Here is a 14,758-nt window from a genome sequence, read left to right on the forward strand (position 1 = left end):
CCCAACACTATGCTTGACGAAAATAGCGTAGCCCCACAAGACAGAGGTAAGAGGGTGCCGCGTGAAAACTTTAAAAGAAATACCTCTGCGGGACGGGATTGCGCGGTTGGTGGAAACTGGCAAAGGCTATTGCGCGCTATTCATACGTCAGGGAACCATCGTCGCGCAGGTCAACGACCCAGACGCCGCCACAGCGCTATGGCGACTAAAAAGGGGGGAAGGTCGCTTGATGGCATCGGCCGCACCTACAGCGCCTTCTCTAGATGATGGCCCTTATGGTGAAGTCGCGGAGCGCATTGAAGCAGCTGAGGGAGGGGTTTTTTTAACCGGGCGGGCAGGGACCGGGAAGACGACGTTTTTAAAGGCTTTTTTAGACACAACTCAGCTTAAAGCGGCGATTATTGCCCCATCAGGGATCGCAGCGCTCAATGCTGGTGGCCAAACCATCCATTCCTTGTTCAAATTTCCACCCGCCATCATTCAACCCCATGACGTAAAGCGGGTTCGCGGGGGGCGCATGCTCAAATCCCTTGATTTATTGGTGATTGATGAGATTTCTATGGTGCGTTCGGACTTAATGGATGCCATTGATCGGTCGATGCGGCTACACCGAGGTGTTGCTAAGCCTTTTGGGGGGGTCCGGCTTTTATGTGTGGGTGATAGCGCCCAATTGCCCCCTGTTGTAAGCCGAGAAGAAGAGCCTTACTTGATGCAATGGTTCGGGGGTCCTTACTTTTTTGATGCGCCAGTGGTTAGATCGCTTGATTGGACGGCGATTGAATTACGTCAAGTTTTTCGCCAATCCGAAGCCGTTTTTCTGGGATTGTTAGACCGCGTGCGGCGTGGTCGGCCCAGTATCGAGGATGCGGCGCTGTTAGATTCCCGCGTCGTTTCATCCACGCCAGCTTTTGAAGGTGAGGGCGGTGGTGCTATTGTATTAACCACAACCAATGATGCGGCGCGCCGCATCAATGATGTGCAAATGACCAAACTGGTGGGTCCGAAGGCCAGTTTTACAGCCAAAGTCGAAGGTCAGTTCGACGACCGCCTTTTTCCAACAGATCATGAGCTAATACTGCGGGTGGGTGCGCGGGTCATGCTGTTGCGCAATGATGCAGACAAGCGCTGGGTTAATGGTACACTCTGCACAGTGGTTGATTTAGGTAAAACCACCGCCTTTGTGCGGATTGGCGCGCGCACATATGAGATCGAACCAACCGATTGGGAGCGTTATATCTATGAGCCCGATGCAGAAGGTGTGCCCCAGCGTAAGCCCGTTGGTCTATTTCGGCAATTGCCTCTACGTCCCGCCTGGGCCTTAACTGTCCATAAGGCGCAAGGCCTGACCTTTGATCAGGTTCATGTCGATTTCGGCAGCGGGTCATTTGCCCATGGCCAAACCTATGTGGCACTATCTCGTTGCCGCACAATTGAAGGGCTGACTTTATCGCGCCATTTACGCCGCGCTGATGTTCGCGTTGATGATGCGGCCTTTGCCTTTGCGGACAAGGCGGTTTATGCTGATTTAGGGGCATTTCGTGTGGGCCGGATCGACCAGACTTGAGTTTGCATCAGCCGGTATTGCGTAAACCGGCAGAAATCCCATTGATGGTGAGCTGTATACCCTTGATGATTGTGGCGGCCGACGCGTCTGAAGGCTTGGCGCGTAACTTTCGGATCAAGCGAACTTGCAATAGATTGAGCGGATCAAGATAGGGCATGCGCAAGCTAATGGATTGGGCTAGGCTTGGATTATTGCTGATCAAGTCATATCGTCCTGTGACCTGGCTTATAGCGGTTCGGGTAAGACCCCACTCGACCTCAATCTTGGCAAAAATCGCCCGTGCCATCACTTGATCCTCAACAAGTTCGCTATAAAGCCGTGCAATCTCGAGATCGGCTTTTGCCATGACCATCTCAACATTGGACACCAACGTCGCAAAATAGGGACTAATGTGATAGAGTTTGCGGAGATCTTCTTGCCCCTTTTTGCCCGCCACGGCGCAATAGCTATGGATGGCACTTCCAAACCCATACCAGCCGGGGAGATTCACACGTGCCTGCGACCAGCTAAATACCCATGGGATGGCGCGCAAATCCTCTATACGCCCGGAAGCCGAGCGCGCGGCGGGCCTACTACCAATCTTTAGCTCGACAATTTCTTTCAGGGGTGTGGATTGAAGGAAATACTGGGCGAAGCCTTCTGTTTCATAAATGAGTTGTCGATAGGCCTTAAAAGCATGATCACTCAGCTGGGGCATAGTTGTGGCCAATAATTCGTCTTGAGCAGGGTCAGCAGGCATTAAGGCTGCTTCCAAACTGGCCCCCACCAAGGTTTCAAGAGAAGCTCGCGCACTTTCGGGGTGACCATATTTTGAAAAAATCACCTCGCCTTGCTCGGTAACCGAAAGCCCCGCTACCATACTGCCTGAAGGCAGGGCCCTGATGGCGTCGCGACTTGACCCGCCACCCCGCCCAATTGAGCCACCACGGCCGTGGAAAAAGCGCATGGTCACGCCCAATTCATGCCCTAAAGCTACCAATCGTTCAATGGCGCGCCTTACTTCCCAATTGGCAGTCAAATAGCCTCCATCCTTATTGCTATCGGAATAGCCGATCATGATTTCTTGGACAAAATCCGCATTGGCACGCACCACTTGGATCTCTGGCAGCATTAACCAATGGCGCATAATCGCTTCACTCGCTTGAAGATCGGCAATCGTTTCAAATAAAGGTGCGATGGCGATCATAGGTGCTTTGTTGGGCCTCAGGGTAAACAAACCGCCTTCCTTAAGCAGGAGGGCAACCTCCAACAAATCAGAAACATTACCGGTTTTAGATACAATGACGCGGCGCAAAACTTCAGGACCTACTTTGGCACGCATCGAGGCCGCACAGTCAAAGATCGCCAATTCCTTTTGGGTTTCTTCGCTATAGGTGGCAAATAATGTTTTGAGCTGGCGCGGAGATCGCCAGATCTCGCGCAAAAGTTCAACGCGCTCAGTTTCATGTAGGGCCGCATAATTCGCTTCAATCCCCGCCTTTTTAACGAGCTCACCAATGGTGCGTTCGTGGACTTCTGAATTTTGTCGCAACTCCATCTGGGCAAAGTGGAAACCAAATAGATGTACCGCGGTCTTCAAACGGGCCAGTCGCCCATCGGCTACATCGCTTGCACCATTGGCACGTAAGGATTCTCCGATAATATTGAGTGCTTCGATCAATTGGGATGGGCACTGGTATGTGCTTGCCTTGAGTTCAGTCGAACGCGGGGCCGATTGCCCAGTTATTGACGTGTAAGTTGCGGCCAGTCGGGCATAAATGCCGCGAATTGCTTGCCGATAGGGCTCGTCGCGGCGATGGGGTGATGAATCTTGGCCAGACTGAGCTAAGTCGATCAATGCCTGACTGACCTGTGTTAACTCTACGGAGATGGATAATTCACTACCTAATTGATGCAGCTCTTCCAAGAATGAACCCAGCAAAAGGCTGGCATGGGTCATTATGGCGGTGCTTAAGGTTTGCGCATCGACGAATGGATTGCCATCGCGGTCACCCCCAACCCAAGATCCTACACGCAATAGATCGGGAAGCGGTTTTCCCAAGCGACGCTCTAATCTTCGAACCAGTTTCGGCATTTCCTTTAAAAATGACCGACCTAAAACGCTCGCGACATTGGTAATTTCATCGTTAACCCCAATCCGTTCGCTGCGTAAAACCCTTGTTTGCCACAGGAGTCGGATTTCTCGACGTAACCTATCTTTCTGTAGGTTGTCGCCTTCAATTGGATCAATGGGCAAATCTAAAGTGTCAGAGATGGCCACTTCGCGGTCAAGTACGCTTTTACGTCGAACTTCTGTGGGATGAGCGGTTAAAACGGGGGCAATAACCATTTGTGCCAAAATCGCATGCACCCTATTCTTGCTCAGATCGGCATCTGAGGTCAGGACTTCTAAAGGATCTCTATGAACATTCTGGACACGGTTAACATAATCATCGGCAAGATTGGCCAATTGTGAAAAGACGCAAAACCCATGGATAAAAATTAAGGTTTCGTCTAGGCTAAGTTGATCGAGCAGTTTAAGGGTGACACCATGGGGTAATTTCCCTATGTGCTCGCGCACAGAAGCTGAGCGGATAGATTCAATGGCGTCAAATAGTATCTCGCCATGCTGGTCTCTGATGATATCACCTAAATATGTGCCAAGATCTTTGATCAGCTTGCGCGCGGTGTCTGAACTTCGATAAGTCATACTTTATTTGGCCTCATGCCTAACTTTAAGACAAGGACTTGACTGCGATCGAGTATTTGGGGACCTTGGCAAGAAGGAGACAATCCAGTCTAAGATAAGAGTGAAGGGTCTTTAGAAGCCATAGACCTTGGCCATGTCGGGATCTTTGTTGGCAATTAAACGCGCTTGATCGACCATCACTTTGGCCTGTTTCCAAGTAGCATCGTCTTGCATCTTCCCGTCCAGTATTGCCACACCACTACCATTTGGCATGGCTTCTAAAATACGCCGTGCAAAGGCAATTTCTGTGGGATCGGGGCTGAATACACGCTTGGCGATCTCAATTTGGTCAGGGTGCAAGGTCCAAGCGCCCGCACAGCCCATGATAAAAGCGTTGCGAAACTGCTGCTCACACCCCTCAAGGTCTTTGATATCGCCGAATGGGCCGTAAAATGGCTTGATCCCGGCAGCTTGGCAAGCGTCAACCATCTTTGCGAACGTATAATGCCATAAATCTTGCTGAACGCTGGCGCGGGCGCGTCCGTCTGAGTGGGCGTCTTCTAACACACGATAGCCTGGATGCCCACCACCGACGCGGGTAGTCTTCATCGCGCGGCTGGCTGCTAAATCGGCAGGGCCTAAGCTGATCCCTTGCATCCTTGGGCTGGCCAAAGCAATCGCATCAACATGAGCGACACCTTCTGCGGTTTCCAAAATCGCGTGAAGCTGAATCGGCCGGATCACCCCCGCTTTGGCTTCCAGTTGGGCCAGTAATTGATCAAGATAATGAATGTCCCACACGCCTTCGACCTTGGGAACCATGATGACATCCAGCTTGTCTCCCACCGCGGTGACGATCTCGACCACATCGTCCAACATCCATGGGCTATTTAATCCATTGATCCTCACCCAAAGACCGGTACCAAGACTTTTAAAATCAGTGGCTTTGGCCATATCAATAAAGCCGTGACGGGCTGCTAATTTGGCATCTGATGGGATCGCGTCTTCCAGATTGCCCAAAATCACATCTATTCCTGCAGCCATTTCTTGAACTTTAGCGCGTACTTTTTCGAGATGTGGTGGCACAAAATGGATCATGCGCTCGACATTCACCGGCAATTCCCGGAATGGGGCAGGAGCACCAAGGGCGAGTGGTTTGAAGAAAGAGCGCGGGGTTTTCATGACCAATCCCTTTAGGTCTCATCATAATGGTGAACCGGTCGCGCTATAAGCGGCCCCTGTTGCAGGGTCAACGCAGCAATGGGGTAGGCACTGGGTTAAATGCTGCGCTAAACGCGTTGCATGCAACGCTGGAAACTAACCCTTGAATATGACGGCACAAACTTTTCGGGTTGGCAAAGTCAGGCTGACGGAAAGGGTATTCAAGATGTCGTGGAGCGCGCAATCGCCGCAATTGAAGGGCAAGCGCGACGGACCCATGCTGCTGGACGTACAGACCGCGGTGTCCACGCGACTGGGCAGGTCATTCATGTTGATTTGGAAAAAAGTTGGGATGGGTTTCGATTGTGCGAAGCCCTCAATGCTTGGTTGCGATTTTCTGGCCCCGTTGCGATTGTGCTCGCAGAACCAGTGCCCGATACGTTTCATGCTCGATTTTCAGCACAGGCGCGTTGTTATGTGTACCGCATGGTTGAACGGCGGACACCCCTAACCCTAAATCTTGGTCGTGTGTGGCGTGTGCCCCATCACCATGATGTGGGGGCCATGCAAGAAGCCGCCCACTTCTTGATTGGGACGCATGATTTCACCACGTTTCGTCACTCCGATTGCCAAGCCAAAAGTCCGATCAAGACACTCAGTCAGTTAAGCTTGACCCGAGTACAGGGTGTTTTTGGCGATGAGATTCAAGCCTTTGTGCAGGCCAAATCCTTCCTACATCGTCAGGTGCGCTCTATGATGGGTACATTGTCCGAGGTTGGGCGTGGTCGTTGGCAACCCGCCGATGTGAAGGCTGCACTTGAAGCGCGCGACAGAACAAAATGCGGCCCAGTCGCGCCCAGCGACGGCTTGTATTTGACCGACGTCTATTATTGAGGGTGGGTTTATTGGCGCTTTTTGAACTCAAAAGGTCTGGGACGCGCTTTTGGTGCCCATTCTGGCACAAAACCGCTTTTCGATGATGACCGGGCGTTTTGTCGCGTCAAGTCCAGATTTCTTAAAGAAATCTGCCGCGGTGCGGCGCAAGGCGGACTTGACTCGTCAAAATCGCCCACGAACAATAAAGTTAGGACTTTGGTGGAGGCACTGCCTGCACCAAAGCCGCCCCAGACAGAAGAAAGCTCAAGCATGCTTGGCCCTAAGCCAAGGCAAAACAGCCAATCCGCCGAACCCCGCTTGGCAGCACAATTTCCTCGCCGATAAAGCGGGGCACCTGAGTAAGGCATATCCCATCCATTGTGGCGACGATTTGGCCGTCAAAAGCTTGTAAGTCATGCACCGAACCGGCCAAAAGGGTGAAGTCATCGCCCGAAGATTCAGGCAGATGGCGCGCCACCAATAAAGCCTCTGGCGCGCCTCGTTTTTGAACAGGTGGGCTTGCCGCACACACAAAAAGATCCGCGAAAGCGGCGTGCATCATATCGTGCCACCAATTGTGCGCACCATCTGGCCAAGGCAAACAGCCGATCCTGCGTTCACCTTGGGTTAATGCTTCTAAAAGCGCGTGATCGGTTTTGATCAATTGATGGGTCTCGTCGGAGATGGAAAAGGCCAGCCGCGCCCAAGGAGCCGCTTCCAATGTGGTGATAATCTCAAGTCCACCTTGGGCGGCTAAATTCGCGGCGATCAAGGCCCGCCAAATGGTTGTTACAAGATAGGGGTCCAAATCAGGTTCACGCGCTAGGATAGATCGAAGGATCTCAACTTCGCGTGCGGGGTGCCAGCCAAACCCTGTATCGCCAGCCATATGTTTGGCCATAGACATCGTGTGTGCAAGGCTAGAACGCTTGGCAATCAAACGAGCAAGTTCACCATCGATGGCATCAATTTCCCCGCGCAATGCGGCTACTGTATCGGCACCACTATCTACTGAGTGTTGAGACATGGTGATCAAGCTAGCAGGGCTTTTATCAGCATTGGGGTTATTCATGGCTTAGACCATGAGGAAAAAACCTTAATTGTGCAAGATATTTGCCAGAGCTTAGCACGATCTCGATAATATCAGCGCCAACACTCCCCGAAAGGCGCGGCGCGAGCTAGAAGTGCGTCCAGCAGGAGCAAATCATTTGATGTCACTGGCGCGTAACACTTTGGTACAGGCTGGCTTTACCCTACTGAGCCGACTTTTTGGCTATGCGCGCGATAGGGCGATCTCAAATCTTCTTGGGGCTGGTTGGGTTGGCGATGCATTTGCGACAGCGCAGAGTTTTCCTAACCTGTTTCGCCGCATTCTGGCTGAAGGTGCATTCAGCCAGGCCTTTGTCCCATTTTATGCTAAAACCCAAGCTGAATCTGGCAACGATCAAGCAGCTGAAATCGCCAGTCAGGCCTTTTCAGTTTTGACTTTGGCGGCGGCCACCGTGACGATTTTGGCACAACTTGCCATGCCATGGATCATGTTGGTCCTACACGGTGGCTATGCGGATATACCCAAAGCATTTCACTTTGCTATTGTATTAACCCAAATCACCATGCCCTATTTGGTGGGCATGGCTATGAGTTCTCTGTTCTCTGGTGTTTTAAATACGGCTGGGAAATTTGCCCTGTCGGCGGCGGCTCCCACGCTTTTGAATGTTACGATTTTGGCCTTTATCATTTGGGAACGCGAGCCAACCCAAGTCGCTGTGAACGCGGCGGTGGCGATTACGGTCGCAGGCATGTTGCAGGCTGGCGCGCTTTATATCGGCTGTCGGCGGCTTGGCGTGCGCATCGGGTTTCGCCTGCCGCGCCTCACACCTGAAGTCAAAGCAATCATGGCGGTGATGGGGCCATCGGTGATTGCGGGCAGCGCGACACATATTAATGTTGTGGTTAGCCAAGCCCTATCGAGTTATGAGATTGGTGCGAAATCCTGGCTTTATGCAGCGGATCGACTGTTTCAATTGCCTTTGGGCTTAATTGGTGTTGCTATTGGGGTTGCCCTGTTGCCCCGACTGGCGCGGGCGGTTGCAGAACCTGAAAAAGGGGGTGCGACTAAGGCATTGGATGAAGCTTTTGTGCTTTCCATGGCTTTTTGTTTACCTGCTGCTGCCGCTTTGGTGGTTGTACCATTTTTTTTAATGCAAGGCTTTTGGACGGGTGGAGACTTTAGGTCAAGCGATGCCCGTGCAACAGCAGATGCTTTGTTTCATTATGGCTGGGGCGTACCGGCCTTTGTCTTGATCCGCATCCTTGCCCCGCCATTTTTCGCAAGGGGCGATTCCAAGCGGCCGATGAATTTTGCGATTACGGGGGTTATGGTTAATGTGGCCCTAGGTGCCGGACTGTTTTTTGGGCTAAGGGCTTTGGGTAACCAAGGCTATGTCGGGTTGGCTATTGCCGCCAGTGTTGCGGGATGGGTGAATGCTTTATTGTTGGCCACAACATTGTTACGCGAGAAAATCTGGCATCCTAAGCCTCTCGTTCTGGGTAAATTGGCGCGCATCATGGTGGCAACCGGGACTATGGCGCTTGTGTTGGGTTTTGCCGGGTTAAACCGGGTACCAATTGAAGCAGCATTTGAAGCACGTTTTTTTTTCGGCAAGGAGCTAGCAACATTATTGGTTTGCTTTGTCGGTGCTATCGTCTATGCAGCCACGGCATTTCTGGTCAAAGCGGTAACGGTTTCAGACATCAAGCTGGCCATGCAAAGGCCAACTAACGCTGGGCCTATTGGCCCGGATGATACGCTCTAAGGCAGATCAATCGATGACGACCAAACCACCTATGCGCGTTTTCTCTGGTGTTCAGCCAACCGCGAACCTTCATTTGGGCAATTATCTGGGCGCGATTAAGCGTTTCGTCGAATTGCAAAATAGTGGAGAATGCATTTATTGTGTCGTCGATCTGCACGCCATCACCGTGCCTCAGGACCCCAAAATGCTGGCCGCGCAAACCCGCGAAGTGGCTGCTGCCTATCTGGCCGCTGGTGTTGATCCCGCGCGCTCCATCATGTTTGTGCAATCGTGTGTTTCAGCCCATGCTGAACTGGCGTGGATTTTAAATTGCGTTGCCCGCATGGGGTGGCTGGAACGCATGACCCAGTTTAAGGATAAGGCCGGCAAAAATGCGGAGCGCAGCTCAGTCGGCTTGTTTAATTATCCAGTTCTCATGGCCGCTGACATTCTCGCCTATAGAGCCACCCATGTACCTGTAGGTGAGGATCAAAAGCAGCATTTAGAGCTTTCGCGCGATATTGCCACGCGTTTCAACGCCGATTTCAAAGTTGAAGGTTTTTTCCCGCTGCCAGAGCCTATCATTGGCGGCCCAGCCGCGCGGGTGATGAATTTGCAAGATGGCTCAAAGAAAATGTCAAAATCAGAGCCTGCAGACAATTCAAGGATCAATTTGACCGATTCTAAGGATGATCTGGTTAGAAAAATCAAAAAAGCCAAAACCGACACTCTGGCGATGCCCAGCCACATTGATGAGTTAAAGTCGCGGCCGGAGGTTGATAATCTCATCGGCATTTATGCGGCACTAGCCGGCCAAACTAAAGAGCAAGTGGTGACTGAGTTTAGTGGAGCAGGATTTGGCTTATTTAAGCCGCGTCTTGCAGAGCTTGCAGTTGAAACGCTGGGCCCAGTGATGGACAAGATGATGCGCTATATGAATGATCCGGCGCAGATTGATGCTATCTTACGTGATGGTGCCGTCCGTGCGCACGCCATTGCGCAGCCGATCTTGGCTCAGACTAAAGAAGCGGTTGGCTTTTGGGGGTAGTTTTTCTATTTCGCCAGAACACCTCAGCTTTGCCCCCGGCGTAGGCAAAAGATTAAGGGTCTGGGATGCGGTTTTGCTGCCCTTTCTGGTCACAAAACCGCGTTTCAAGCATGAACGGGCGTTTTGTCGCGTCAAATCCAGATTTCTTGCAGAAATCTGCCGCGTTGCGGCGCGAAGCGGACTTGACCCGTCAAAATCGCCCAAGAACAATGAATTTAGGCCTTTGGGGCAGGCAGGGCCTGCACCAAAGCCGTCCCAGACGAAAGTTAGCTAGCTCACTCACCCGATCTGGAAAGATAATTGGCCCACGGCCGCAACACGCTACCCCATAGCGCTGATCGCTTGTGCATTGAGATAGGGTAAAGGCGCATAGGTTGCACCCATGGCTTTGGCCAGATCTTTGGCTTCTGGCCTCGGAATGGGAGAGGTATCAAGATGGATCGTGGCAATCCCTGAATGCGCTATGGCGCGGGCAGCTGAAAACGCATGGGCCATCGCAGTCTTGCGCCCCGCCTTCCCATCGCGGTCAATATTAGCGCGCCCATCGGTTAGGAAGAGCAATCGTGGAGTGCGCCCTTTGGCTTTTTCACTTAAAGCCAAGGTCAAGGCAGTATCCATGCCAGCGGCCAAGGGTGTACCCCCGCCGCCTGCTAAATCGGCCAATTGCCGCCGTGCACGGGCGAGCGACCTTGTTGGCGGCAGCAAGATTTGGGCACCCTCATTGCGAAAGGAGACCATCGCCACCCTGTTACGATCGACATAGGCTTGCGCCAACAAAAGCTCCACCGCCCCTTTGGCCTCAGCAAGGCGTTGAAACGCCGATGAACCCGATGCATCAACGACCAAAATGGTGGTCGCTTCTCTGGGCTGGGCAAAGCAGCGGATGCGAAAGTCGCTTTTGCGAACCTCAATCCGTTTGGGACCAGCTACTGATCTGGAGGCTTTCATCGTACTTTTGCGGATTTTTTGCCACGGAGCGGCCGCGCGCAGGGTATCAATCAGGTTAAGGCGCTCACCAGGCTTTAGAGTGCCAGCACGCGATCGGATCGGGCGCCCGCGTAAGGGTGACTTAGTATGCTGACCTGAACCCGCACCTATGGCCCCTCTCGGCGTGGGGCACTTGGCTTTGGTAGAAAGGGCGGCAATCACTTCGCTGGGCAGCGCCGATTTAACCGCCTCGATCAATTGCTCACTCAAATCTTGGCCCTCTGGAGGGGGTGTCGTATCGGTTTGCGGGTCGCTTGCTTCGGCTTGATCTGGGTTCGTGGGTTCTGCAGGCGGATTTTCTTGCTCGCTTTGTATTTCTGGTTCAGCTTGGGGCTGGACCTCATGCGTATCTTGGGGCAGTTGTAAGGCTTGGGGAGCAAGGACAAGACGTGCCGCCAATGTGATATCCGCCAACCCAGCCATTGAGCGCCCGTCCAATGCTGTTACCGCGCGTGCCACGTTCAAACAGGCCAATGCGGGACGCGCAGATTCTAAACCAAATGCAGTCACAGCATCACAGATAGCATCTATTAAAGCGGGGTCCGATAAGGTGATCTGGTTACACTGCACACGCGCCTTTAAGATAAGTTCCAAACTTGGCCCGTCGTCAGATAAGTCGCTAAACTTCAAGACGTCGGTATCTATGCATAAGCTGCATCGCTCTAACAGGGCAGCAGGCGGGGCCTCTTCTGGCCCAAAGCTTTCATCGAAGAGGAGGACGCCAAACCGTGCTGGCAAAACCGAGGTGAGACCGTCGCGTTCAAGCTGAAATTGCCCGCTATCTAAGGCGCTCGTAATGCGCGAAGCCGTTGAAGCTTGCATGCGTTCAGCCATCGGCAAAACCAGCACACCGCCATCGGCCTCACTCAATAAGCCACGCTGAACCACAGGGCGACCCAGTGCCAGACTGGTTGCCAAATCAAGCCCGCCTAGCAGGCGATCATCGCCAATATGCAAGGGGCACCGGCGTATCGGTGTCGCTTCCGGCAAAAGATCTGTTAGGATTTCAAGCCAAGCGTCACTCAACGGGCCGTGGCGACCGCGCAGGACTACGCCGCCAAAAATGTGGGGATCGATAGCAAAAATGGCAGCAATAAGGAGTGCATCGGGCCAAGTTGCGCAGGGTTTACCTTTAGGTGTTGCAACTTGCCTCATGCACCAAACAAATCCGCAATCGCCCGCTCAATCCTTGTTGATGAGCCTGTCTCATCAAGGGGATTGCGCCGTAAGCGATGGCGCAGCGCCATAACCGCAACGCCCCTTAAATGACGTTCTTCGACCTTTGTGCCCCCTTTAAGGGCAGCAACGGCGCGCGCGGCGCGGATTAAGGTCAATTCACCGCGCAAACCATCAACACCCACAGCCATGCATAGTTTAGACGCCCATTCTAAAGCCGTATCTGGGGTTTCAATATCCATCAATCTAGCCCGGGCTGCAATGATTTGGTCGCGCACCTTCGCTTCCTCCCTGGCCTGACGTTTTGCAAAGCCAGCAGCATCGCGGTCAAAAGCATCGCGGCGGCGTACCACTTCGACCCGAAGCGCCAAGGTATCGGGGGTTTTAACATCAACGGAGAGTCCAAACCGATCGAGTAATTGGGGTCGAAGTTCACCTTCTTCGGGGTTGCCGCTACCGATCAGAACAAAGCGCGCCGGATGGCGTACGCTTAAGCCCTCACGCTCCACCACATTTTCACCTGATGCTGCCACATCCAGCAATAAATCAACCAGATGATCTTCCAGTAGATTGATCTCATCGATATAGAGGAAGCCACGGTGGGCGCGCGCGAGAAGACCTGGCTCAAAATGCTTTTCGCCTTGAGTTAACGCGCGTTCGAGATCGAGTGCGCCAACCACCCTGTCCTCTGTCGCACCCAGCGGGAAATCCACAACGGGTGTGGCAATGGTTTCAACTTGGGTGACTTTACCTGCGCCTCGATGCGTACAATCTGTCGCGCAGGCGCTTTTGTCGGCCAGGGGATCGCAATGATAAAGGCAGGACTTGACCGCTTCCAAAGGTGGCAAGAGTGCGGCGAGACCACGTACAGCTGTGGATTTCCCTGTGCCGCGATCCCCAAAAACCATAACCCCGCTAATGCCTGGATCTATTGCAGCGATCAGCATCGCCAACTTCATGTCGTCTTGACCAACGATGGCAGAAAATGGAAAGGCAATGCGCATATAGGGGGCTCCAGGGGGGATTTGAACTCAAAGCTGGTTAGGCCTGCTTGCCACATCCGCTGTCGGCAAGGAAGCGGGCAGCGCGCTTATGCGCTCATTAACGTCCGGTGATAAACCCAAAGGTGCGACCAGTGCCCAGATATAGTTTGGAATCATCGACTTCATGCGCTGGGGTTGTTCGCGTCTTAAATGCACAATCGTCTCTATCGCTTTCATTTCAACCCGGGTGCGCGCAAATTCTAAGCCACGCGGTCCAATCTTGGGCATCAACCAGCCCACTAAGGGCCGCACCCAATTGGGCATAGCGCGCACTGGAAGGCCGCCTGCAGCGCGTTCAACATTGGTCTTAAATCCTTGCACTGCACCGGCGCGCTTGCCTTTACTGAAAGGTTCTTTGAGCACCACTTCCTCGCCCAAAAGCGACAATAAGTCGCGTCCGCGATCATTACGTACGATCATCCATTGCTCGCCCTGCCCACCCATATAGCCAATCGTAATATCGGCCAAGGCATTGGTATAATCGACACAGGTTCGACACGTGAGCGGAAAAAAGTCCCCCGGTAATTTTGAGATCGGCAATTGCAGGAAGGGGATAAGCTTGCTGCGCCCATCATCAAAGCGCAACTCGACGTGATAATCGGCGCGAAACTCTAGGTATTTGATGGTATTGGGTTCGTCTGAGAGCAGGCTCAGAAACTGATGGAATTTTTCTGTCGTCGTATTATCAGAACAGGGCGTCCCGATTACATAAAGCGTATCAAATCCTAATTCTTGCTCTAAAGCCCGCAGCGCATAGACTTGGCAGGGAATGCCAATGATCGCGAGGCGTCGATATCCTAGAGCGCGCGCCGGTTCTAATAGGGCTAAAAGGGGCGCATAGCCCATGCGCATCCCTCGGCAATGCGCCATATCGGCAGCTTGTGTCACCAAGGTTGGGACCGGGCGCCAACGATCAAATGGGTCTGGCTTCATGGTCAAAACCGCATCGACACGCCCGGTTTCAAGTAAGCGCTCTGCCAAGCGGGTTGTGAGACCAGTCCATTGGGCACCTTCAAGACCTGTTTTAAGTTTGGCCTGATACATGTCCTGGATTGGGCCAAAAAAAAGCTCGTCTCCTTTGGCGAGATTGCGCGTGCGGCCGTGGGTTTGGGTTTCTAAGGACCCGTAATTGGGGGCGATGAACTGACAAGCTCGTCCACATCGCTTGGAGTCCTCAGTCCGCGAAATGCCGCAGTCGGTACATAAGGAACGCGGGGCCGCAGGCTGGGCGCAGGCTTTTGCCAGCATCTCTTGGATCTGCATTTGGTCTTGCGACCTACCAACCTTGGACCTCATATGTCCGGATATATGCGAATCTCGCGTATCGCTTAAGAATTTATCCATTAGCATGACTGTCCCACTCTGGTTTTAAATTGCAAGAGCAATTGCCCATCTGACTGTCAAAATATTTGGACGTCTATTTCTATTGACAAGAGAGTA

General features: G+C 52.7%; 11 protein-coding genes. 4 read left to right on the forward strand and 7 right to left on the reverse strand.

All coding sequences use genetic code 11. The features are described from left to right. The first annotated feature begins 61 nt into the window (after nt 1–61). A complete protein-coding gene (locus PsB1_RS04180) occupies nt 62–1,564 on the forward strand; it encodes an ATP-dependent DNA helicase (RefSeq protein WP_284359280.1) in 1,503 nt (500 codons plus the stop codon). A gap of 7 nt (nt 1,565–1,571) precedes the next feature. On the opposite strand, the gene ppc is transcribed toward PsB1_RS04180, so the two are convergent. Continuing rightward, entirely contained in the window at nt 1,572–4,253 is a 2,682-nt protein-coding gene (gene ppc, locus PsB1_RS04185) for a phosphoenolpyruvate carboxylase (protein WP_284359281.1), read from the reverse strand. Between the two features lie 111 nt (nt 4,254–4,364). Continuing rightward, on the reverse strand, nt 4,365–5,414 hold the full coding sequence (locus PsB1_RS04190) for an HpcH/HpaI aldolase/citrate lyase family protein (RefSeq protein ID WP_284359282.1): 1,050 nt from the start codon (nt 5,412–5,414) through the stop codon (nt 4,365–4,367). A gap of 120 nt (nt 5,415–5,534) precedes the next feature. Here PsB1_RS04190 and truA point away from each other — a divergent pair, with 120 nt between their 5' ends. Beyond that, nucleotides 5,535–6,287 carry a tRNA pseudouridine(38-40) synthase TruA gene (gene truA, locus PsB1_RS04195; RefSeq protein ID WP_284359283.1) on the forward strand — a complete coding sequence of 251 codons (753 nt, stop codon included), beginning with the start codon at nt 5,535–5,537 and terminating at the stop codon, nt 6,285–6,287. 8 nt (nt 6,288–6,295) lie between these two features. On the opposite strand, the gene PsB1_RS04200 is transcribed toward truA, so the two are convergent. Further along, the gene (locus PsB1_RS04200) at nt 6,296–6,541 is read right to left on the reverse strand and encodes a hypothetical protein (protein WP_284359284.1); all 246 of its coding nucleotides are present in this window, start codon (nt 6,539–6,541) and stop codon (nt 6,296–6,298) included. 8 nt (nt 6,542–6,549) lie between these two features. After that, nucleotides 6,550–7,341, reverse strand: a complete 792-nt coding sequence (locus PsB1_RS04205; RefSeq protein ID WP_284359286.1) for a chorismate mutase — start codon at nt 7,339–7,341, stop codon at nt 6,550–6,552. A gap of 139 nt (nt 7,342–7,480) precedes the next feature. On the opposite strand from PsB1_RS04205, the gene murJ reads away from it, so the two are divergent. Next, nucleotides 7,481–9,085: a murein biosynthesis integral membrane protein MurJ gene (gene murJ / locus PsB1_RS04210; protein ID WP_284359289.1), complete on the forward strand. Its 1,605-nt coding sequence runs from the start codon at nt 7,481–7,483 to the stop codon at nt 9,083–9,085. A gap of 13 nt (nt 9,086–9,098) precedes the next feature. Then, a complete protein-coding gene (gene trpS / locus PsB1_RS04215) occupies nt 9,099–10,112 on the forward strand; it encodes a tryptophan--tRNA ligase (protein WP_284359291.1) in 1,014 nt (337 codons plus the stop codon). 321 nt (nt 10,113–10,433) lie between these two features. Here trpS and PsB1_RS04220 read toward each other — a convergent pair whose 3' ends face one another. Genes PsB1_RS04220 through PsB1_RS04230 form a run of 3 tightly spaced genes read right to left on the reverse strand, consistent with a single transcriptional unit; the run spans nt 10,434 to nt 14,581 of the window. Then, entirely contained in the window at nt 10,434–12,254 is a 1,821-nt protein-coding gene (locus tag PsB1_RS04220) for a magnesium chelatase subunit D (RefSeq protein ID WP_284359292.1), read from the reverse strand. Then, nucleotides 12,251–13,279, reverse strand: a complete 1,029-nt coding sequence (bchI, locus tag PsB1_RS04225) for a magnesium chelatase ATPase subunit I (protein ID WP_284359293.1) — start codon at nt 13,277–13,279, stop codon at nt 12,251–12,253. The genes PsB1_RS04220 and bchI overlap by 4 nt, the downstream gene beginning before the upstream one ends. Before the next feature lie 27 nt (nt 13,280–13,306). Next, nucleotides 13,307–14,581 (reverse strand): Coenzyme F420 hydrogenase/dehydrogenase, beta subunit C-terminal domain, encoded by a 1,275-nt coding sequence (locus PsB1_RS04230; RefSeq protein WP_284359295.1) that lies wholly within the window; start codon nt 14,579–14,581, stop codon nt 13,307–13,309. Between the last annotated feature and the right edge of the window lie 177 nt (nt 14,582–14,758).

This window comes from Candidatus Phycosocius spiralis (genome assembly GCF_030158815.1).
Classification (GTDB): Bacteria; Pseudomonadota; Alphaproteobacteria; order Caulobacterales; family Aquidulcibacteraceae; genus Aquidulcibacter; species Aquidulcibacter spiralis.